Genomic DNA, 21,004 nt, shown 5'->3' on the forward strand with positions numbered 1-21,004 from the left:
GGAGGTGACGGACTGTCGGTTGCCTCGTCAGTGGAGCACCACAGAGGCGCCGCAGCGGCGCCTCGCAGCCAGGCCGGGCACTGCTCCGTTGGAGGACTCCCTTGCGCATCACACATGTTGGCGTCGGCCTCGGGCTCGCCGTCGGCGCCCTGGCTCTGCAGATCCCGGTCGCCGTCGCCGCCGGCGACGCGGGACTGACCATCAGCTCGGGGAAGGCGGCCCCGGGCTCCACGGTCACCGTCAGCACCAGGGCCTGCGGCCCGGACGTGACCTACGGCAAGGGCGAGTCGGAGGCGGCCGGACAGTTCCACCTCTTCGAAGGCGACCGCAAGGGCGTCCTCACCGGCGAGTTCCAGGTCCCGGAGGAGTCCGAGCCCGGCACCGACACGGTCACCGTCAAGTGCCCGCCACGCATCAAGATCACGGATTCGTACGAGATCACCGCGCCCCGCCCGAACGGCGCCGTCGACGCCGGCTTCGGCGACTCCAGGGACACGAACCGTCAGCTCGCCGTGGGCGGAGTGCTGCTCGCCGTAGCCGGGGCCGGATGGATGCTGAGGATGCGGCGCCGCTCGCCCGGCGACCCCACCTGACCGACCGGGCCATCCCGCCCTCCCCCGGCCGCACCCAAGAGGCCCCGCTATGGAACCCAGCCACCGGACCACCCCGTTCACCCCCTCGGCCAAGCAGCTGACCTTCGCTCTGGTGGCAGGCGCCCTCCTGGTGACCAGCGCGCTGCACGACGGGCGACCGCCCCAGCCTTCGGCCGGCCAGCGCTTCGCTGCATCGACGGTCCCCACCAAGGGATCCTCGACTGTCCCCACCACGGGACCCTCGACGATCCCCACCACAGGACCCTCGGCGCGCCCGAAGCCCAGCCGCGGCGCCCCCGCACCGGGCCCCTCCGTCCGGCCGTTGCCCCGCGCGGAGCCGGTCCGGCTGCGGATCGCCGCCATCGGCGTCAACGCCCCCATGACCGAACTGGGCCTCGACGCGAAGGGGGCACTGCGCCCTCCGCCCGCCGACGTCCCCGACCTCGTCGGCTGGTACGGCAAGGGCCCGGTCCCCGGCTCGACGGGCACAGCCGTCGCCGTCGGGCATGTGGACCTGCGCACCGGCAGCCGCGGAGTCTTCTACGACCTCGGCTCCGTGACCAAGGGCGACGCCGTCGAGATCACGCGGTCGGACGAGCGCACGGCCGTGTTCACCGTCGACGCCGTGGAGGTCTACGCCAAGAAGAGCTTCCCGAACGAGAAGGTCTACGGCAGCTCCGGCCGGCCCGAACTGCGGCTGATCACCTGCGGCGGCGGCTACGCCAGAAACACCGGTTACCAGGGCAACGTCGTGGTCTACGCGACCCTCACCGCGGCGAGAGAACCCACCGGCCGCTCGCCCGTCTGACGGAGCGCGAGAGGTCACTCGTCCCTTCTGACGGTCTCGCTCGGCAGGAACGTCCGGCGTGCCCAGAGGGCCAGCAGTACCGTCGCGCCGACCAGCAGCGGCACCGGGTCGCGGGCCGGAGGGGCCAACGCGCATCCCAGCGCGACGACCGTGCAGACGGTCAGGGGGATGAACGCCGCGGCGCCCTCCATCCCCAGGCGCAACTCTCGCTTCCCCGGGCACAGGACGCTCGCCCCGCCGGGCACCCAGGGGCCGACCGCGACCACCAGCAGCCCCACGGTGTCGCAGGCGTCGACCAGCTTGAAGGACGTCACCTCGGGGCTGTGCGAGCCGGCCGTCCGCAGACGCAGGGTCTCCCCGATCAGCATCAGGGACAGCCCGACGATCCCGACCCACAGCGTGGCCCGCTGGTCGCCCCGGACGAGACGGCACAGGGCGAACAGGAAACTGAGGAAGACGACTTCCGCGGTCCACAGGAAGCCGACCATGCCCGTCTCCAGCCGCCAGCCGCCGCCTGTCCCCCGCAGCAGCACCCAGCCCGTCATGAACACGGACCCGGCTATGACGGCCCCGTCCAGCACGCGCCGCAGCAAGACGTGCCGGCCGGCGCCGGCGTCGGCCGCGAGCACCAGGCCGACCATGCCCAGTCCGACGGCCGTCGCCACTCCGCCGGCCACCAACGCACCGATCAGCGCCCGCGCGTCGCGTTCCCCTGCCGGAGGGCGCGCCGCCAGTACGTTGACCGCTCCCCGGTACACGCCTCCGGCCGCCGCGGAGCCCGCCATCAGCAGCAGCCGTTTCCGCACCCGGCCGCGCGTCCCCCAGGCACGGACCGCCAGGGAGACCGTCAGCGCCCAGCATCCGACGGACGGCCCGTAGGCCGCCATCCGCGTCGCCTGGCTCCCGGCCGCCCACCATCCGCCGCCGGTCAGCGCCGTGCCCACGAGACCGGCCGCACCGACCGCGCCCCACGCCCGCGACACGTCCGGCGACTTCCCCAACCCCACCATCAGGTGCGCCCTTCCACGGATCCCCCGGCCCGCGCGGCCTCGCCTGCTGCCGCCGGTCCATTCGCAGACCGTAAAAGACGCGCCGCCGGCACCAAAAGGAAAGGTGGCTCATTCACCCGTACTGCGTAAGGGAGGGGGGAGCACCGCCGTCCTTCACGCCGGTTGTGTCACTCCGCGAGCGTGGTCTCGAACCACGTGGGTTCGTCGGCGAGCGCCTGCTTGATGCGGAACAGCTGCTGATCCCTCATCGGAGGCAGCGCGTCCACCGCGAACCAGCCCACGTCGACGGACTCGTCGTCGTTGACCCGCGCCTCGCCGCCGACGGCCCGGCAGCGGAAGGTGATGTCCATGAACTGGCACTGGTCGCCGTTGGGGTACTCGACCCGCTTCCCGGAGCGGACGAGGACCACCCGCTCGGGGACGCAGTGCACGCCCGTCTCCTCGTGCACCTCCCGCACGACGCTGTCGGCGGGCTGCTCACCGGGGTCCGGGATACCGCTGATCACGGTCCACTCACCGTTGTCCGCCCGGCGCCCCAGCAACACCCGGCCGTCGTCGTCGAGCACGACGGCGCTGACGCCGGGGAGCCAGAGCAACTGCGTCCCCGCGGAGGCCCGGATCTCGGTGATGAAGTCAGGAGTTGGCATGCGCCGACCCTATCCGGACCACGCCCCCGCTCCCCGGCTCCCACCGGCGCACCAAACGGCGTACGGCTAGAGCGTCGCGCCCCTCCGGGCGCGCACCCGGGTGCCGATCGCCCAGCCCAGACCGCCCGCGGCGACGAGCACCAGGGCGATCTCCGGAAGGATGCCGAGCCGGGTCGCCGGGGTCTCCGACGAGCGTAGGGGCACCTTCTGCACCAGGTAGTCGGGGACGAACATGCCGGTCTTCTGAGTGATCTTCCCGTCCGGCATGATGATCGCGCTGACGCCGCTGGTCACCGGCACCGTGACGGTCCGGCTGTGCTCGACGGCCCGGATGCGCGACATGGCGAGCTGCTGGTAGGTCATCTCGCTGCGGTCGAACGTGGCGTTGTTGCTGGGGACGGAGATGATCTGCGCGCCGTGGGTGACCGTGTCGCGCACCGCCCAGTCGAAGGCCGCCTCGTAGCAGGTGGCGAGGCCGACCTTGGCGCCGTCCATGTCGAAGACGCCCGGCTTGCTGCCCCGGCTGAAGTCCTGGCGGACCATCGAGGTCCAGTTCTCGTTGACGGCCCCGATGAACGAGCGCAGCGGAAGGTACTCGCCGAACGGCTGGACCTGTCGCTTGTCGTACGTCTGCGTCGGTCCCTTCACCGGGTCCCACAGGATCTGCTCGTTGTAGAGCTTGCCGCCGCGCTCGACGACCCCGCCGACCGAGATGGGGGCGCCGATCGCCTTGGCCGCCTTGTCGATGACGGCGGCCGCGTCGGCGTTGACGTAGGGGTCGATGTCGGAGGAGTTCTCCGGCCACAGCACGAAGTCGGGCTTGGCCGTCCTGCCCGCCTTGACGTCGGCGGCCAGCCGCTCCGTCTCGCGCGCGTGGTAGTCGAGGACGGCCCGGCGCTGGGCGTTGAACTCCAGGCCCAGGCGGGGGACGTTGCCCTGGATGACGGCGACCGTCGCGGTGCCGTCCTCCGCCTTGTCGCTGACCAGCGGGCGGGCGGCAGCGGCGGCCGCGAAGGGGACGGCCACGCTGAGCAGGGCCACGGCGGCCGCCGACCGCCGTACCTCGCCGGTGCGCCGGCGCTCCAGCACGAGGCGGACGATCTCGTAGAGGCCGAAGCCGCTGAGGACGACCGCGAAGCCGAGTACGGGGGTGCCGCCGAGCGCGGCGAGCGGCAGGAAGACGCCGTCCGCCTGGCCGAACGCGATCTTGCCCCAGGGGAAGCCGCGGAAGGGCACACGCGCGCGTGCCGCCTCGCCGGCGATCCACAGCGCGGCCGCCCACACCGGCCAGGCCGGCAGCTTGGACACCGCGGCGACGCCCGCGCCGACCAGCGCGACGAAGACCGCCTCGATGACCACCAGGGCGATCCAGGGACCGGGGCCTACCTCGACGCCGGTCCACACCAGGAGCGGGAGCAGAAAGCCCAGTCCGAAGAGGTAGCCGAGGCCGAGGGCCGCCTTCCAGCTGCGCCCGCGCAGCACCCAGCCGAACACGGCGAAGGCCGGCAGGGCCAGCCACCACAGGGTGCGGGGCGGGAAACTGGCGTAGAGCAGCACTCCGGAGAGCGCCGCTGCGGCGGGCGGGAGGAGACGGCGCAGGAGCCGCGCGCCGCGCGATGCCGGCGCGGTCGGGGGCTCCAGCCGGTCCGGCTGGCCCACGGAAGTTGCGGTGACGGTCACTCCGGGAGTGTACGGCGCGTGACCTTTTGGCCGACAGCGCGGTCCACGGAGCGGCGGCCGCTCCCCGCGGCCCGTCGCGACTCATCCACAAACCGCCCATCAGCCGTTACGGTGTGCCAGGGCTCCTGTCGCGCGGCCGCGGCCGGGGTCCGTCACAGGTCGGGGGCGACCGGTTCGGGGGGACGGGTGGGTTCCACGGGTTCCGCGGGTTCCAGGGGGAGGGCGTCGGCGGCCGGCTCGGACGCCGACGGAGAGAGACGAAACGTTTCCGACGCGGCGGGCATGGCCGTGCTCGGGGCCTGCGCCGTCTGGTCCCTGGTCACCGCGGCCCTGCACGGCGGGCGGCCCGAGGGCGTCCTGCTCGCGCTGCTGGCCGTGGCCGCCGGATACGCGACGGGCCGGATCTTCGGCGTGCTGCTGCCGGTGGCCGCGCCCTGCGCCGCGGCGCTGGCCGGGCTGGCCCTGACGGTGACCCTGCCGCGCCTCGCTCCGGGACCGGAGACCGCCCCGCCCCTGGGTCACGCGGGGGCCACCGCCGCGGTGCTGACGCTGGCGGCCGGGGCCGCGTGCTGCGCCGCGTGGGCCGCGTCCTCGCCCGTCCTGCGGCTCGCCCTGTGGCTGCTGGCCGCGGGCGTCCCGGTGGTCGGGGCGCTGGTGGGCTCGACGATGGCGGTCGTGACGTGCTGCGCCGTCCTGCTGTGCTCCCTGGCGGGCGGCCGGGTGCGCCGTCGCGGTCCCGCGCTGGCCGCTCTGGCCCTGTCCGCCGCCCTGGTGACGGGCCTGACCTGGGCGGTCGCCGGGAACGCGCTGCCCGGTGGGGCCGCCGACCGCCTCGAGCGCCTGCTCACTCCCCGCCGCGTCGACCTGTGGCAGGACGCCCTGGATCTGGCGCACCGCGACCCCGGTCTCGGCGTGGGCCCCGGGCGCTTCGGGGAGCTGAGCGCCACGGCGGCGCAGTCCACCCTGTCCGACGGCAAGCCGCACTCCGCGCCGCTGCAGCTGGCGGCGGAACAGGGGGTCGTCGGCGTGCTGCTGCTCGCGGCGGCCTACTGCTGGGTGCTCCTCGCGCTGTGGCGCGCACCGCGCCCCACGCCGGTCGTGCTCGGCGCGGCCGCCGCGCTCACGGCCCTCGCGGCCGTCGCCGCGGTCGGCAACGCGCTCAGCTTCACCGTCGTGCCGGTCGGCGCGGGCCTGCTGGCCGGCCTGGCCACGGCCCGGCCGCTGGCCGAGGACGCTCCGGCCCCCGAGGCGTCTTCGGAGCCTGGAAGGCGGCTGCGCCACGGCGGCCGCCCGGCCGCCTGACGTCACCGCCTGACGTCAGCGCGCCGCGCCGGGCGTCCCCGCCCGCAGCCGGTCCTTGATGACCCGTACGGCCGACTCGGCGTCGTCCACGGTGATCGTGAACGTATGCCCGTCCCAGAGCCGCAGCACCACGCCCTCGCCCCGGCGTACGACGACGGCTGTGCCCTTCTCCGGCCGCCAGCGGTAGCCCCAGCCGCCCCAGTGGCGCGGGGTGACGTGCGGTTCGAACTCGGCGCCGGCCACATGGGCCAGCGGGATGCGCCGGCGCGGCACGCCGATGTGGCCGCAGCGCACTTCGAGGGACTCCCTGTCGAGCTTCAGGTCGACGTGGACGAAGGCGAGGGTGCCGAAGAGGACCAGCAGTCCGGCGGCGATGCAGCCGACCACGGACATGACGAGCGCGGCGCTGCCGGACGTCCACGCGGAGTCGACGGCGAGTTCGATGCCGAGCGCCATGCAGGCGGCGCCGACCAGCGCGAGCAGCCACTGGAACCGGTTGGTGGCGCGTCCGGTCCAGACGTCGGGGTGCGGGGTGTCCTCGCCGTGGGGGTCCCTCATGTCTATGAGGTTACTCAGGTTTCGCCGCGCCGGTAGCGCGTCGCGCAGGGTGACTGCGCCGGGTGGCCGGGGACGGACCCGAGACGTCCGACAGATGACCGTGGGTCACCAGCACAGGTCCTAGGCGCGGCTGACGGCCTGGAGCAGGCGGCCTTCCTCATAGGTGAGCGCCGGCGTCGGGAGGGGGCCCTCGCGGCCGCTGAGCAGGATCGTCACGCTGCCGAGGGTCGTCGCCTCGGGTTCGGGGCGGGCGCCGATCCGGCGCAGGGCCTGGGCGGCGACGGCGTCGGCCGATCCGTACAGCACGAGCGGGGGGTTGCCGGGGCGCTGTACGGCGGCGCGGATGCGGTCGGCGAGCAGTTCGTAGTGGGTGCAGCCCAGGACGACGGTCGTCACCTCGTCCGGGGTGAGGGCGGCGGCCGCGGTGACGGCCGCGTCGATCGCCGTCTCGTCCGCGTGCTCCACGGCCTCGGCCAGTCCCCAGCAGGGCACCTCGGTGACGGCGACGCCGCCGGCGAAGTCCTGGATGAGGCCCCGCTGGTAGGGGCTGCCGGTGGTGGCGGGCGTGGCCCAGATGGCGACGGGGCCGCCGCCGACCGCGGCCGGCTTGATCGCCGGGACGGTGCCGATCACCGGGATGCCCGGTTCGAGGAGGGCCCGCAGGGTGGGCAGGGCGTGCACGGTCGCGGTGTTGCAGCCGACGATGAGGACGTCGGGCCGGTGGGCGGCGGCGGCCTCGGCGACGGCCACCGCGCGCGCGGTGAGGTCCTGCGGGGTGCGCGGCCCCCAGGGCATGCCGTCGGGGTCCAGGGAGAGCACGATATCGGCGTCGGGTCGCAGGCGCCGTACCGCGGCGGTGGCCGCCAGCAGCCCGATTCCGGAGTCCATGAGCGCGATCTTCACCCGGCCACCATAGACGATGTGCTCTTGCGGCCGGACCGGGTGGGGCAGACTGCCCGCGTGAGCGTCTTCGTGTGGATCGCCGCCGTGTCTCTCGCCGCCTGGCTGTGGCTGCTGCTCTGTCAGGGCTTCTTCTGGCGCACGGACGTACGGCTGCCGCCGCGGAGCGAACCCGAGGCGTGGCCGTCGGTCTGCGTCGTGGTCCCCGCGCGCGACGAGGCGGCGGTGCTGCCCGCGAGCCTGCCCTCGCTGCTGGCGCAGGACTATCCGGGGCGGGCGGAGGTCTTCCTCGTCGACGACGGCAGCCGCGACGGGACCGGGGCGCTGGCGCGCGAGCTGGCGCGGCACCACGGCGGGCTGCCGCTCACCGTGGACTCGCCGGGCGAGCCGCCCGCGGGCTGGACCGGCAAGCTGTGGGCGGTGCGGCACGGCATCGCGCTGGCACGCGTGCGTGAGCCCGACTATCTCCTCCTGACGGACGCCGACATCGCGCACGCGCCGGGCAGTCTGCGCGAGCTGGTGGCGGCGGCCCGCACCGGCGGGTTCGACGTCGTCTCCCTGATGGCGCGGCTGCGCGTGGAGAGCGTCTGGGAGCGGCTGGTCGTCCCGGCCTTCGTCTACTTCTTCGCGCAGCTCTATCCGTTCCGCCGGATCGGCCGGCGCGGGTCGCGTACGACGGCCGCGGCGGGCGGCTGTGTGCTGCTGAGCGCCGAGACGGCCGAGCGGGCCCGGATCCCGGACGCCATCCGGCACGCCGTCATCGACGACGTGGCGCTCGCGCGGGCCGTGCAGGGGGCGGGCGGCCGTGTCTGGCTGGGCCTGGCCGACCGGGTGGACAGCGTGCGCCCGTACCCGGGGCTGCCCGACCTGTGGCGGATGGTCTCGCGCAGCGCCTACGCGCAACTGCGGCACAACCCGCTGGTGCTGGCGGGCACGGTGCTGGGGCTCGCCCTGGTCTACCTGGCGCCGCCGCTCGCCCTGCTCGCCGGTGTCGCCGTCGGCAGTGGGGTCACGGCGGTGCTGGGCGGCCTGGCGTGGCTGGTGATGACGGGGACGTACATCCCGATGCTCCGCTACTACCGGCAGCCGCTGTGGCTCGCTCCGCTGCTGCCGTTCACCGCGTTCCTCTATCTCCTGATGACGGTCGACTCCGCGGTGCAGCACTACCGGGGGCGAGGTGCGGCCTGGAAGGGCCGCACCTACGCGCGTCCGGACACGGTCACCGAGGAGAGCTGACCTGGTGAGCACCGGCCTGCTTCACTTGCGGCCCGGGGTCCAGTTCATGCCCCACCCGTAGGCGTGGTCGACGGTACGCTGCGGGCTCACCCCGCGCTCGGGCACCAGATAGCGGGCCTCGCGCTGGACGACGAGGTCGCCGCCGGTGTTGGTGATCAGCGCGAGCGCGCACACCGTCGAGGGGACCGTGCACTCGTCCAGGGAGAAGTCGATCGGGGCGCCGTACTGCGGGTGCAGGGTCACGGTGGCGTGCAGGTCGGCGAAGGAGCGGGCACCCTCGTAGACGGTCACGAAGACGAGGATGCGCCGGAAGTCTCTGAGGTGGTCGAGGTTGACGGTGAGGTTCTCGCCGCTCGACACGGCCCCGGTGCGGTCGTCGCCGTCGAGGTGGATGTACGGCGGCTGGTGCAGCGAGCCGAAGGCGTTGCCGAGGGCCTGGACGACGCCCTTGCGTCCGTCGGCGAGCTCGAACAGGGCGCACAGGTCGAGGTCGAGGTCGTTGTGCAGCGCGACCGCGCGACCGCGCTTGCTGCCCCACCCCGAGAACTGCTTGCGCACCTCCCAGTTGAGGTTCACGCGCATCGCGCCCGAGGTGCCGCCCTGCTTGGCGAGCGACACCGACGGGGCGGCCTTGGTGAGCGTCACCTTGGTCAGCCGGACCGGTGCGGTGGGCTGGGCCGGCGGCGGGGGCTGGGGCGGGGCGTGGTGGACGGGCGGGGGCGCGGTGTACGGCGTCGAGGGCCACGGCTGCGTGGGCGGCGGCGGGGCCTGCGGCATCGGCGGGGGCGGCGGGACCGGGGCCGGCCGTGCGGCCGGCGGCGCCGTCTGCTGCGGTTCGTCGACGGTGATCCCGAAGTCGGTGGCCAGGCCTTCCAGGCCGCTGCCGTAGCCCTGTCCGACGGCCCGGAACTTCCAGGCGCCCTGGCGGCGGTAGAACTCGCCCAGCACGAAGGCCGTCTCGACGGTCGCGCCGGTGCTGTCGAACCGGGCCACGGAGGCGCCCTGCGCCGCGTCCCGCACCTCGATGTAGAGGTCCGGCACCTGGGCGAAGGCGCCCCCGTCGACGGAGGCGGCCAGGACGACGGTCTCGATCGCGGGCTCCACGCGCGCGAGATCGACGAGCAGGGTGTCGGTCACCCGGCCGCCGGCGTCCCGTTTGCCCTCGTGGCGGACCGCGCCGGAGGAGTGCGCCGGCTGGTTGTAGAAGACGAAGTCGGCGTCGGAGCGGACCTTTCCGCCCACGAGCAGCAGCGCCGACGCGTCCGTGTCGGGCACGCCGGGGCCCGAGCGCCATCCGAGCTCGACCCGTAGTGCCGTCGTCGGCACAGGGACATTGGCCCCTTTCGACATTGACATGTCCGCCCCCATCAGCTGTCTGTCGGTGCACCAGGCCGCACGTCCCGGTACCTCTCGGGTTTGTCTACCCCGCCAACCTATTGCGCGGGACGGCGAACGCCCACCGGCGGCACAGGATCGCGCCCGTCCGACCTCGTCCAACCGCTGGTAACCCGCCCGGAACTCGGCCTTTACACGATTTGAACGATGATTGTCGTCCTTTTTTCCCACGTTCGCTCGCATTGGCGCTCCAAGGCCCCTGCCGACACGGAAATCAACCCTCTTATCGGTCTCCCCAACCAGCACATCGTGGGCTTAACTTATGTGCCATGACCTCCCCCCGCTCCACCTATGGCGGCGGCTACTACTCCGCCTCCTTCCCGGACACTCCGATCTACGACTCGCTCGTGGCCGAGCGGGGCACCCCGCAGATCGCCCCGATCCGGGTCCCCGCCGCGTACGACATGGGCGTCAGCAACCTGCCCGCGTTGCCCTCGGCGCTGCCCGCCCTCCCGGCGGCCCCGTCCCAGCCCTTCTACGGCGGCTACCCGCAGGCGCAGCAGCCCGCCCCGCTGCAGCAGGCCCCCGCGGCGTACATCCCGCCGCAGGCCGCCGCGCCGCGCGGCTACCCCGGTCCCCAGGCGCAGCAGCCGCGCCCGGCGGGTCCCGGCACGGGCTACGAGGCGATGCGCCCCGCGGCTCCCCGGCCCGCCGCGCCGCAGCAGTACCAGGACCCGTACAACCAGCAGTACCGCGGCTACTGAGCCCACCCGGGGTCGTCCGTGCCGGCTGGCAGGATGACTCCATGGGGAACGCGCAGCTGCTGTCGATTCACGTCCATCCGGTCAAGGCGTTCCGGGGTCTGACGCTCCGGAAGGCCGTCGTGGAGCCCTGGGGGCTGGCCGGAGACCGACGGTGGGCGTTGATCGACGACGGGGGAAAGGTCGTCACACAACGTCAGCAGCCGCGCCTCGCGCTGGCCGCCGCCGAGCCTCTGCCCGGCGGCGGCGTCCGGCTGTCCGCGCCCGGTCTGGAGCCGCTGTCCGTGGCGGCGCCCGATCCGGTGGGCACGGTCTCGGTGGAGATCTTCCGCGACAAGGTGGAGGGGGTTCTCGCGGACTCCGTCGCGCACGCCTGGTGCAGCGCCCACGTCGGCGCCGAGGTGCGTCTGGTGCACATGGACGACCCCGCGACACGCCGGCCCGTCGACCCGGACCACGCGCTGCCCGGCGAGACCGTGACCTTCGCCGACGGATATCCGCTGCTGGTCGCCGCGGCCTCCTCGCTCGACGCCCTCAACTCGCTGATCGCGCAGGGCGAGCACGCCGCGGAGGGCCCGCTGCCGATGGACCGGTTCCGGCCGAACGCGGTCGTGGCGGGCACCGGCCCCTGGGCCGAGGACGGCTGGTCCCGTCTGGAGATCGGCGAGGTGCCCTTCCGGGTCGCCAAGCCCTGCGGGCGGTGCGTCGTGACCACCACCGACCAGACCACCGCGGGGCGCGGCAAGGAGCCTCTGCACACCCTCGGCCGACATCGCCGGATCGGCGGCAAGCTGGTCTTCGGGCAGAATCTGGTGCCCCTGTCCCGCGGCACGATCCGGGTCGGCGATCCGGTCCGCGTGATCGAGTAGATCGTGACCGAGTGGATCCGGTCGCGGGTGCGGTGGATCCGGCCGTGTTCCGCGGCGACGCGACGCCGCGGGAACCTCCGCCCGGCCCCGAAGCGTTGGGCTGTCGTGAGAAGTTCATGAAAGGTCCCGGCAACAGGTGATTTCGCTCTCTCTTTGACCGGGCCCGCGCGTGAACGACTCCGACGGGGGTTATCACGGAGCGGGAAGGGGGTGCGGGACGGTGCGAGCAATCGGCGGACTCCGACGCTGGCGGCACAACCCGCTGCGTCGTACGACGGATCTGGTCGAGGCGTGGGTGGCGCTGTCGGCCCTGCTGCTCATCCTGCTCGTCGCGCCCGTCGTGGGCGCCCTGGTCGGCGAGGTCGCGCAGGACACCCTGCAACGGACGGTCCGCGAACAGCGCCAGTCCCGCCACGAGGTCACGGCCAGCGTCGTCCGCACGCTGGGCGGTTCACCGCTGGAGGCGGACCCCGAGACACCCTCCGGGCGGGACGAGCGGGCCCGTGTCGTCGCCGACTGGACCGCCCCGGACGGCACCGCGCAGCACGGCACGGTCCTGGCCGGCCTCAGAGTGCCGCACCGCGGCGACCACTTCGCGATATGGACGGACGAGCACGGCCGGCCGGCCGCCCGGCCGCTGGACTCCGCCACGGCGACGACGCACGCCGTCCTCGCCGGGTTCGGCGCGGCCCTGCTCACCGCCGGAGCGGTCGAGGGCGCCCGACGGGTGATCGTCTGGCGCATGGTCCGCCGCCGGTACGCCCGTTGGGACCAGGCATGGGACCGGGCGGGCCCGGACTGGGGCCGCACCGGCGCCGGCAGCTGACGGCCTTCCCTCTCTGGTCAACCCACCACCCGCGCGCACGCTACGGTGGACCGGCCGAAGCATTCGGGCATCAACCCGTGTACGACAAGGTGGGGGCACAGCAACGCCATGGCACAGGGCACGGTCCAGGTGACGCACACCGGCACATCGAGGTGGCGGCGCCGCACGGGTGAGTACGCATCGCTCGCCGCCGCCCTGGAGGCCGCGGCCGAGGGCGACGTCCTCACCATCGCTCCCGGCACCTATCGGGAGAACCTCGTCGTGCAGCGGTCGGTGACCCTGCGCGGCCCGGAGGGCTCCCCCGGTTCCGTGCGCATCGCGCCCCTGGACGGGGTGCCGTTGACCGTTCGGGCCTCCGCGGTGGTGCAGGACCTGCACGTGGAGGGCCAGGACGCGGCCGCGCCCGCGGTGCTCGTCGAGGAGGGCACGCCCGAGCTGCTGGACCTGCGGATCGTGACACGGTCCGCGGCCGGCATCGAGGTGCGCGACCGCGCCCGCCCGACGGTCCGGCGGTGCACGGTCGACAATCCGGCGGGCATCGGCATCGCCGTGGTCGAGGGCGGCGGCGGGGTCTTCGAGGAGTGCGAGGTCGTCGCCGCAGGTCAGGCCGGCGTCGCCGTGCGCGGCGGCGGGCATCCCCGGCTGGAGCGCTGCCGGATCCACCACGCCTCGGGGCCGGGGCTGAGCGCGACCGGCGACAACTCCGCGCTGGAGGCGGTGGGCTGCGAGGTCTACGAGGTCCGCGGCAGCGGCGTCCAGATCACGGCCAGGGCCAGCGCGCACCTCACCGACTGCGACGTCCACCGCACCACCGCCGACGGCGTCACGCTCGACACGGACGCGGTGGTCACGCTGGCCGACTGCCGGATCCACGACATCCCGGAGAACGCGATCGACCTGCGCTCCCGCTCCGTTCTGACGCTCACGCGCACCACGGTGCGTCAGTTCGGGCGCAACGGGCTGTCGGTGTGGGACCCGGGCACGCGCGTGGACGCCAACCAGTGCGAGATCTTCGACAGCACCGGCGACTATCCGGCCGTCTGGGTCAGCGACGGCGCGACCGTGGTGCTGGACTCCTGCCGGGTGCACGACGTGCCGGACGCCCTGTTCGTCCTCGACCGCGGCTCCCGCGCGGACGTCGTCGACAGCGATCTCTCCCAGGTGCGCAACACGGCCGTGTCGGTGAGCGACGGCGCGACCGCCCAGCTCGACGACTGCCGGATCCGGGACGCGGCGACCGGCGCGTGGTTCCGCGACCACGGCAGCGGCGGCACCCTCAACAACTGCACCGTGGACGGCACCCAGACCGGCGTGATCGTCACCAAGGGCGCCGACCCCACCGTCGAGCGCTGCACGGTCGACTCCCCCGCCGAGGCCGGCTTCTATGTGTCGGCCGGCGGCCGCGGCAGCTTCCTGAACTGCCGTGTCACCAACAGCGGCGGCTACGGCTTCCACGTGATAGACGGCAGCCGTACGACGCTGCGCAGATGCCGTACGGAGCGCTGCGCGCGCGGGGGCTACGAGTTCGCGGACGCCGGCGCCGACGCCACGCCCGGATCGGGGCCCGTGGTCGAGGACTGCACGAGCGACGAGAGCGCGGGCGTACGGACGCCGGCCTCGTCGACGGCGGCCGTGCTGACGAGCGCCCAGTCGCCGGGGCTGCTCGGCACGCTCCCCGAGCAGCGCGTGCTGCCGGAGCCGCAGCCCGCCTCCGCCTTGGAGGCGGAGACATCGGTGCGGACGTCGAAGGACGTGCTGGGCGAACTGGACACGCTGGTCGGCCTGGAGAGCGTCAAGCGCGAGGTGCGGGCGCTGATCGACATGATCGAGGTGGGCCGCCGCCGGCAGCAGGCGGGCCTCAAGGCCGCCTCCGTCAAGCGGCATCTGGTCTTCACCGGCTCCCCCGGCACCGGCAAGACGACGGTCGCCCGGCTCTACGGCGAGATCCTGGCCGCCCTCGACGTCCTGGAGAAGGGCCATCTCGTCGAGGTGTCCCGCGTCGACCTGGTCGGCGAGCACATCGGCTCCACGGCGATCCGCACCCAGGAGGCCTTCCAGCGGGCTCACGGCGGAGTGCTCTTCATCGACGAGGCGTACGCGCTGTCGCCGGAGGACGCGGGGCGTGACTTCGGCAAGGAGGCCATCGACACGCTCGTGAAGCTGATGGAGGACCAGCGGGACGCCGTAGTCGTGATCGTCGCGGGCTACACGGCCGAGATGGAGCGCTTCCTGTCGGTCAACCCCGGTGTGGCGTCCCGTTTCTCACGGACCATCACCTTCGGCGACTACGGTCCCGAGGAGCTGCTGCGGATCGTGGAGCAGCAGGCCGAGGAGCACGAGTACCGGCTCGCGCCGGGCGTCGCCGAGGCTCTCCTGAAGTACTTCACGGAGTTGCCGAAGGGCCCCGCCTTCGGCAACGGCCGTACCGCGCGCCAGACGTTCGAGGCGATGGTGGAGCGGCATGCGAGCCGGGTCGCCCAGGTCGTGGAGCCGAGCACGGACGACCTGACCCTGCTGTACGCGGAGGACCTCCCCGAACTGCCCTGACCCGCTGGCCCGCTGGCCTCCTGTTCCGCTCAGGTGCGCTGGAGGGGTACCTCCGCTCTCAGCCGCGCCAGCAGCAGCCGTCGTTCCTCCGCGAAGGCCGGGTCCGCCTGGTAGTCGGAGTGGCCCAGGACGGGCGCGGGCAGCGGGTGTTCCTCGGTGCGGCCGTACGCCAGCGGGTCGGCGAGGGGCGCGCGGTCCACCTCGGGGCCGTGCTCGTCGCCGGGCACCCGTACGGGTCCGCCGATCGGGTCGGTGAGCCGGTACAGGTTGCGCCAGCAGTCGATGTCCTGGTGGAGGGCGGCGAGTGCGGCCGGGCCGAAGTGGGCGGGGAACCAGCGGCCGTAGAGGCGCTCGATCGGGGAGCCGTAGGTGAGCAGGGCGACCCGGCTGCGGTCGGAGGGTTTGAGCTGCCAGGCCGCGGCGGCCGCGAGGACGCTGCCCTGGGAGTGGCCGGAGATGATCAGACGGCCGCCGGTGGCGCGGGTCCAGGTGGCGATGCGCCAGGTCAGGTCGGGCACCGCGCGCTCGGCGTAGCAGGGCGGGGCGAAGGGGTGGGCGGCGCGTGGCCAGAAGGTGCCGACGTCCCAGAGGATGCCGATGGTGCGCCGGGCGGAGGCGTCCTTGTAGGCGCGCCGTCCCCAGGTGACGAAGAGCAGGAAGCCGAGCCCGATCAGCCAGGAGCCGAGCGCCTGTGCGGCCTGGGCGACCCCCTGGACCAGTGCCGGGGCGTCCCGTGTGGCTCCGACCGGGGTCTGCCCGTCGGCGAACGCGCCGACGAGGGCGCCCGCGCCGAGCAGCAGGGTCGCGGCGGCGGTGACGGCGACGAGGAGCGGGCCCCGGTCGGTGAGCGCGGCCATCGCGCGGGCGCGGGCGATCCGGCCGGTCCGGGCCGCATCGCCGGGCTCGGCGTCGTACTCGCGGGCCACCGCCGCGCGCTCGGCCCGGGTCAGTCGCCAGGTGCGGCGGCCGAGCAGCCCGCACACCACGAGCAGGACGACGAGCAGCACCGGGATCACGGACGCCTGCCAGGTCAGCAGGACCGGCGGGCCGTCGAGGGAGGTCCCGGTGCCGTCCAGCCAGTCCGAGACCCGCTGGGACACCCCGCCGGACATCACCCCGCCGAGCGCGCAGGCCAGCATCGCGACGGCGGGCCCCCCGAGACCGCGCAGCGCACAGCGCTCCTCGCCGGCGCCGGCGCATGCCGAAGAGGTGCGGTGCAGGACATGCGCGACCACGGCGAGCGCGATCACCAGCGCGCCCTGGGCCAGGGCGATTCCACCGAAGGTCGTGTCGCCCGGGAGCCGGCCGGCGGAGCGCCAGCCGGGGCGCTCCCATCCCGCGTACACGAGGGTGAGAGCGAGCAGGACGAGGGCGGTCAGCGGCAGGCGGTGCACGAGGCGGGCGTCGATACGGCGGTCCAGGCGGCGGTCGCTGCGGCCGCGGCGGCAGACCACCCACACCACGGCGAGCGCACTGCCGGCCAGCGCGAGTTCCAGGAGCCGGCCGAGGCCGTCGAGGAGGGCGGGGCCGCCGGTCCTGTGGTCCTGGCGGGCTGCCGCGGTGCCGACGGCCGCGGCCACCGTCAGCAGTCCCGCCGCGGTGTGCGCGGCGCGCAGCCGGGCCACCAGCCGGCGCCCGAACCAGAAGCCGGGTCGGCTCAGCGCGGTCTGGCCGGGCCGGTTCTCGGGCTCGGGCGCGCGGCGCGGGGGTTCCTGGGACTCGTACGCCCGCCAGGTGCGGTGGGAGAGGTACCAGAGCAGGCCGGTGAGGGCGGTGGGGACCAGGGCCGCGAGGGCGAGGCGGCGGCCGGGGGCGCTCCACCAGCCGCCGTCCGAGACCGTGGGCGAGAGGAAGCCGAGCCAGGAGTGGCGCTCGGCGCACGCGGCCGTGCCCGCGCACTGCCAGGCGGTCAGGTCGAGGGCGACCTCGCAGGCCGCGGCGACGAGCAGCACGGTCAGGCTCAGGCCCGCGAGCCGCACGAGCAGTCCGTACAGGCGGACCCCGCGGGCGCCTTCGCGGGCGGCGGGGCGCATCCAGTGGGCGAGGTTGACCACCATGAACGGCAGGAGCAGCAGCCACAGGGCGCGGGTGCCGTTGCCGGAGGTGAGGTTGCACCAGACGTAGGCCTCGGGCACCGGTGCGCCGCGGTCGCCGTCGGTCGCGCCGGCGTCGGCCGCGGTGTCCGCGGTGACGTCGGCGGCGCGCCGGAAGACGGCCGCCGTGTCGTCGCCGGTGATCCGCACGGTGCGCGGATCGTTCAGCATCTTCTCCGGCGTGGCCCCGCCCACGCCGTGCACCCGGAGTTCCAGGGCCGCTCTGTCCGCAGAGGCAGGTTCCACCGTTCGCACTTCCCCCGTGACACGCCGTCGTCATGTGTCCGCGCGGGCACAGGATCTCCGCTGCGCGGGCGTCCTAACCCTGATGCCGTGAAATCTCCCCGATCCGTGTCACAGCCTCCGCACAGCTCGCTGATGGCATGCACGCGTCGGGGCGGTGGCACGGTGGTCGGGCCGTCGTGCGAGGATGGGACGCCCGCGCACCGCCGCGCGGTGGGAATATCCTCGTCAGAGCAGGTGAGCGGGCCTGTCGGACGGTTGAGGGAAAGGACCGGAGCGTACGTGAGTGAGAATCAGAACCTCCTCGCGGAGCAGCGCCGCGCCCTGATCCTGGACGAGGTACGGCGTCGTGGCGGCGTCCGGGTCAACGAGCTGACCCGCAAGCTCGGCGTGTCGGACATGACGGTCCGCCGCGACCTCGACGCGCTGGCCCGCCAGGGCGTCCTGGAGAAGGTGCACGGCGGTGCGGTGCCGGTCGTGGAGGCGAGCACCCATGAGCCCGGTTTCGAGGCGAAGTCGGGGCTGGAGCTGACCGCCAAGGAGGACATCGCGCGGGCGGCGGCCGCGCTGGTGGCCCCGGGCAGCGCGATCGCGCTGTCGGGCGGTACGACGACGTACGCGCTGGCGCATCACCTGGTGGACGTGGCGGACCTGACCGTGGTGACCAACTCGGTGCGGGTGGCCGACGTCTTCCACGTGGCGCAGCGCACCTCGGGTCAGCGGCAGGGCGCGGCGACGGTCGTGCTGACCGGCGGGGTGCGCACGCCGTCCGACTCGCTGGTGGGCCCGGTCGCCGACCAGGCGATCGCCGCGCTCCACTTCGACCTGCTGTTTCTCGGCGTGCACGGGATATCGGCCGAGGCGGGGCTGTCGACGCCCAACCTGGCGGAGGCCGAGACCAACCGGCGGCTCGTGCAGTCGGCGCGCCGGGTCGTGGTGGTCGCCGACCACACCAAGTGGGGTGTGGTGGGCCTGAGTTCGTTCGCGACGCTGGAGCAGGTCGACACGCTGGTGACGGACGCCGGGCTGCCGGGCGCGGCGCGCGCGGAGATCTCCGAGCATCTGCGGCGGCTGGTGGTCGCGGGCGAGTCCGACGAGTCCGACCTGGGTGCAGACATCTGACGGGTCGGCGGCTAGGGTGGCGCCCCCGTTTTTCCTCGTCCTGAGGAGGTAGCGCGCATGGCTCACCGACTGCGGCCCGAAGAGCTGGACTTCGTCGGGACGGCTCCCGTACGGCTGGTCTTCGCGCGGGAGGTCTCCGCCTCCCCCGAGCAGGTCTTCCGTGCCCTCGCCGAGGACGTGTCCGGCTGGTCCGAGTGGTTCCCCGCCGTGACCTCCATCGAGCCGCTCGACGGCGGCGCGGGGCGCGACGTACGGCTCAAGGGCGGTGGGCGCTTTCGTGAGACGGTCCTCGCGGCGAAGGCGCCGGAGGTGTACGCCTACCGGGTGGATCTCGCCAACGCGCCGGGCCTGCGGGCCCTGGTCGAGGAGTGGCGGCTGACGCCGGCCGGTACGGGGACGCGGGTGCAGTGGACGTTCGCCGCGGACGGGTCAGGGGCGGTGCGGGCCGTGCTGCGGCTGGCCCGGTCGGGCCTGGGGCGGGCCTTCCGGGACGCGGTGACGCGCCTGGACCGCCGGCTGGCTCCCTAGGGTCGGCCGGTCAGTCCTGCCACACGCCCGTGGCCAGCAGGGACTCGATGGCCGTGGTGTACGGGGCGATGTCCAGGCCCTGCTCGGCCAGCCAGGCGTCGGAGTAGTACTTGTCGAGGTAGCGGTCGCCCGGGTCGCACAGCAGGGTGACCACGCTGCCCTGGCGGCCGTCGGCCACCATCTCGGCGACGATCTTGAGCGCGCTCCACAGCCCGGTGCCCGTCGAGCCGCCCGCCTTGCGGCCGATGGCCTGTTCCAGCGCGCGTACGGCGGCGATGCTGGCCGCGTCGGGGACCTTCATCATCCGGTCGACGGCCCCGGGCACGAAGCTGGGCTCCATACGAGGTCGGCCGATGCCCTCGATACGGGAGCCGCAGTCGCAGGTGACGTCCGGATCGCCGGTGGTCCAGCCCTCGAAGAAGCAGGAGTTCTCGGGGTCGGCGACGCAGACGCGGGTGTCGCGCTGGGTGTAGTGGACATAGCGGGCGAGGGTCGCGGAGGTGCCGCCGGTGCCGGCCGTGGCGACGATCCACGCGGGCTCCGGGTACCGCTCCAACTCCAGCTGGCGGAAGATGGACTCGGCGATGTTGTTGTTGCCGCGCCAGTCCGTGGCCCGTTCCGCGTAGGTGAACTGGTCCATGTAGTGGCCCCCGCCGTCCGCCGCGAGGCGGGCCGACTCCTCGTACATCGTGCGCGAGTCGTCGACGAAGTGACACTGTCCGCCGTGGAACTCGATCAGGCGGATCTTCTCGGGGCTGGTCGTGCGCGGCATGACGGCGATGAAGGGCACGCCGATCAGCTTGGCGAAGTACGCCTCGGACACGGCCGTCGAGCCGCTGGACGCCTCGATCACCGGGCGGCCCGGCCGGATCCAGCCGTTGCACAGGCCGTAGAGGAAGAGGGAGCGGGCGAGTCGGTGCTTGAGGCTGCCGGTGGGGTGGGTCGACTCGTCCTTGAGGTACAGGTCGATGCCCCACTTCTCGGGGAGCGGGAAACGCAGCAGGTGGGTGTCGGCCGATCGATTGGCGTCCGCCTGAACCTTGCGGACGGCTTCTTTCAGCCAGTCCCGGTAGATGCCGTCGCTGTGGTCGACGTCGAGGGTGGCGCCGGTCCTGGTCTGCTGGGGGGTGGTCACGGCGGGCTCCTTCAGAGGGGGCGCCGACGGCGTGTCGCGCAGCCGACGCATCGATCATAAACACCTTCCACACGCTTCTCACCTGCATAAACACACCTTTGGGACCCTCAAAGGCGGGCCTGGGGAGTGAGTGCGGGCACCTGGGGGGCGCATTCGGGCGAGTGCTCCGGGAGACCGCTGTCGGCGCGTCTCACGCACTGGTGCTCGACGCCGGGCGCGGGCAGACTGCACCGAGTCGGGACGCGGGTCCCGGACGGGGGCGCACACTGGATCACCGGAACGGGTGCGAAGACGACGCGGGCTGGATCACGACCCACGCGGGTGCACGGTCCGGCTCGCCCGGCGGGCAAGGGGGCGGGGCGGCATGGCGGAGCCGGAGTTCACGGCGACGGGCGTGCGGATCGGGCGGAGACTGCGTTCGCTCACCCGGGCCGGACAGGTCCGGATCAGCGACGGCAGGCTGGAGCTGCTCACCAGTTATGGCAGCGAGATCGACAGCGCGCCGGTGCAGGCGGTCCGCGCGTCGAAGCCCTGGTTCGCCCCGGAGGGCCGGGCACTGGCCGACCTCAACGGCAACCGGTATCTGCTGACCCTCGGGGAACACGACCCCGCGCCGGGAGAGCCGGGGCCGCCCACGGCGCACCGGTTCATCGAGGCCGTGCACAGGGCGGCGCGGCGCGGCGGCTGAGCGCGCCGGGTGGGCGACGGGTGTCCGCGCGAGTTGCGGTACCGCGGACCCTGCGCCACTCTGGTCTCACGTCACTCTGGGTTTACCGGCGATAACGCTGCGAACCAGCCCGCCGGCCACGAC

19 protein-coding genes are annotated in these 21,004 nt (G+C 73.6%); 11 read left to right on the plus strand and 8 right to left on the minus strand.

What is annotated here, in order from left to right:
* Nucleotides 1-101: 101 nt before the first annotated feature.
* Nucleotides 102-593, plus strand: coding sequence for a sortase (locus OG562_RS02030; protein ID WP_266392906.1), 492 nt, complete (start codon nt 102-104; stop codon nt 591-593).
* 49 nt (nt 594-642) lie between these two features.
* Nucleotides 643-1,401 (plus strand): class F sortase, encoded by a 759-nt coding sequence (locus tag OG562_RS02035; RefSeq protein WP_266392909.1) that lies wholly within the window; start codon nt 643-645, stop codon nt 1,399-1,401.
* Between the two features lie 14 nt (nt 1,402-1,415).
* On the opposite strand, the gene OG562_RS02040 is transcribed toward OG562_RS02035, so the two are convergent.
* The 3 genes from OG562_RS02040 to lnt all read right to left on the minus strand — a co-directional run bounded on the left by OG562_RS02040 (nt 1,416) and on the right by lnt (nt 4,738).
* Nucleotides 1,416-2,411 carry a hypothetical protein gene (locus OG562_RS02040; protein WP_266392912.1) on the minus strand — a complete coding sequence of 332 codons (996 nt, stop codon included), beginning with the start codon at nt 2,409-2,411 and terminating at the stop codon, nt 1,416-1,418.
* A gap of 167 nt (nt 2,412-2,578) precedes the next feature.
* A complete protein-coding gene (locus OG562_RS02045) occupies nt 2,579-3,058 on the minus strand; it encodes an NUDIX domain-containing protein (protein WP_266392915.1) in 480 nt (159 codons plus the stop codon).
* Nucleotides 3,059-3,124: 66 nt separating this feature from the next.
* Nucleotides 3,125-4,738, minus strand: coding sequence for an apolipoprotein N-acyltransferase (gene lnt / locus OG562_RS02050; RefSeq protein WP_266392917.1), 1,614 nt, complete (start codon nt 4,736-4,738; stop codon nt 3,125-3,127).
* Between the two features lie 282 nt (nt 4,739-5,020).
* Between lnt and OG562_RS02055 the strand changes: the two genes are divergently transcribed.
* Nucleotides 5,021-6,040 carry an O-antigen ligase gene (locus OG562_RS02055; protein ID WP_266392920.1) on the plus strand — a complete coding sequence of 340 codons (1,020 nt, stop codon included), beginning with the start codon at nt 5,021-5,023 and terminating at the stop codon, nt 6,038-6,040.
* A gap of 15 nt (nt 6,041-6,055) precedes the next feature.
* On the opposite strand, the gene OG562_RS02060 is transcribed toward OG562_RS02055, so the two are convergent.
* Both OG562_RS02060 and OG562_RS02065 read right to left on the minus strand, forming a co-directional pair.
* Entirely contained in the window at nt 6,056-6,598 is a 543-nt protein-coding gene (locus OG562_RS02060) for a hypothetical protein (protein WP_266392923.1), read from the minus strand.
* 120 nt (nt 6,599-6,718) lie between these two features.
* Entirely contained in the window at nt 6,719-7,501 is a 783-nt protein-coding gene (locus OG562_RS02065; RefSeq protein ID WP_266392926.1) for a glutamate racemase, read from the minus strand.
* 39 nt (nt 7,502-7,540) lie between these two features.
* Between OG562_RS02065 and OG562_RS02070 the strand changes: the two genes are divergently transcribed.
* A complete protein-coding gene (locus OG562_RS02070; protein WP_266408954.1) occupies nt 7,541-8,734 on the plus strand; it encodes a glycosyltransferase in 1,194 nt (397 codons plus the stop codon).
* A 21-nt stretch (nt 8,735-8,755) separates the two neighbouring features.
* Here the strand turns inward: OG562_RS02070 and OG562_RS02075 are convergent, their stop codons facing one another.
* On the minus strand, nt 8,756-10,084 hold the full coding sequence (locus tag OG562_RS02075; RefSeq protein ID WP_266408957.1) for a TerD family protein: 1,329 nt from the start codon (nt 10,082-10,084) through the stop codon (nt 8,756-8,758).
* Nucleotides 10,085-10,398: 314 nt separating this feature from the next.
* On the opposite strand from OG562_RS02075, the gene OG562_RS02080 reads away from it, so the two are divergent.
* From OG562_RS02080 to OG562_RS02095, 4 genes are all read left to right on the plus strand, one after another.
* Nucleotides 10,399-10,833: a DUF6643 family protein gene (locus tag OG562_RS02080; protein WP_266392928.1), complete on the plus strand. Its 435-nt coding sequence runs from the start codon at nt 10,399-10,401 to the stop codon at nt 10,831-10,833.
* Nucleotides 10,834-10,874: 41 nt separating this feature from the next.
* Nucleotides 10,875-11,699 (plus strand): MOSC domain-containing protein, encoded by an 825-nt coding sequence (locus OG562_RS02085; protein WP_266392930.1) that lies wholly within the window; start codon nt 10,875-10,877, stop codon nt 11,697-11,699.
* 220 nt (nt 11,700-11,919) lie between these two features.
* Nucleotides 11,920-12,525: a hypothetical protein gene (locus OG562_RS02090; RefSeq protein ID WP_266392932.1), complete on the plus strand. Its 606-nt coding sequence runs from the start codon at nt 11,920-11,922 to the stop codon at nt 12,523-12,525.
* Nucleotides 12,526-12,633: 108 nt separating this feature from the next.
* On the plus strand, nt 12,634-15,072 hold the full coding sequence (locus OG562_RS02095) for a right-handed parallel beta-helix repeat-containing protein (RefSeq protein WP_266392935.1): 2,439 nt from the start codon (nt 12,634-12,636) through the stop codon (nt 15,070-15,072).
* A 29-nt stretch (nt 15,073-15,101) separates the two neighbouring features.
* On the opposite strand, the gene OG562_RS02100 is transcribed toward OG562_RS02095, so the two are convergent.
* Nucleotides 15,102-17,336: a hypothetical protein gene (locus OG562_RS02100; RefSeq protein WP_266408960.1), complete on the minus strand. Its 2,235-nt coding sequence runs from the start codon at nt 17,334-17,336 to the stop codon at nt 15,102-15,104.
* A 354-nt stretch (nt 17,337-17,690) separates the two neighbouring features.
* Here OG562_RS02100 and OG562_RS02105 point away from each other — a divergent pair, with 354 nt between their 5' ends.
* Nucleotides 17,691-18,530, plus strand: a complete 840-nt coding sequence (locus tag OG562_RS02105) for a DeoR/GlpR family DNA-binding transcription regulator (RefSeq protein ID WP_266392938.1) — start codon at nt 17,691-17,693, stop codon at nt 18,528-18,530.
* A 57-nt stretch (nt 18,531-18,587) separates the two neighbouring features.
* Nucleotides 18,588-19,058 (plus strand): SRPBCC family protein, encoded by a 471-nt coding sequence (locus tag OG562_RS02110; RefSeq protein WP_266392941.1) that lies wholly within the window; start codon nt 18,588-18,590, stop codon nt 19,056-19,058.
* Nucleotides 19,059-19,068: 10 nt separating this feature from the next.
* On the opposite strand, the gene OG562_RS02115 is transcribed toward OG562_RS02110, so the two are convergent.
* Nucleotides 19,069-20,193, minus strand: a complete 1,125-nt coding sequence (locus OG562_RS02115; RefSeq protein ID WP_323187466.1) for a PLP-dependent cysteine synthase family protein — start codon at nt 20,191-20,193, stop codon at nt 19,069-19,071.
* Between the two features lie 364 nt (nt 20,194-20,557).
* Here OG562_RS02115 and OG562_RS02120 point away from each other — a divergent pair, with 364 nt between their 5' ends.
* Entirely contained in the window at nt 20,558-20,881 is a 324-nt protein-coding gene (locus OG562_RS02120) for a hypothetical protein (RefSeq protein WP_266392944.1), read from the plus strand.
* Nucleotides 20,882-21,004: the final 123 nt, after the last annotated feature.

Source organism: Streptomyces sp. NBC_01275, assembly GCF_026340655.1.
Lineage (GTDB): Bacteria > Actinomycetota > Actinomycetes > Streptomycetales > Streptomycetaceae > Streptomyces.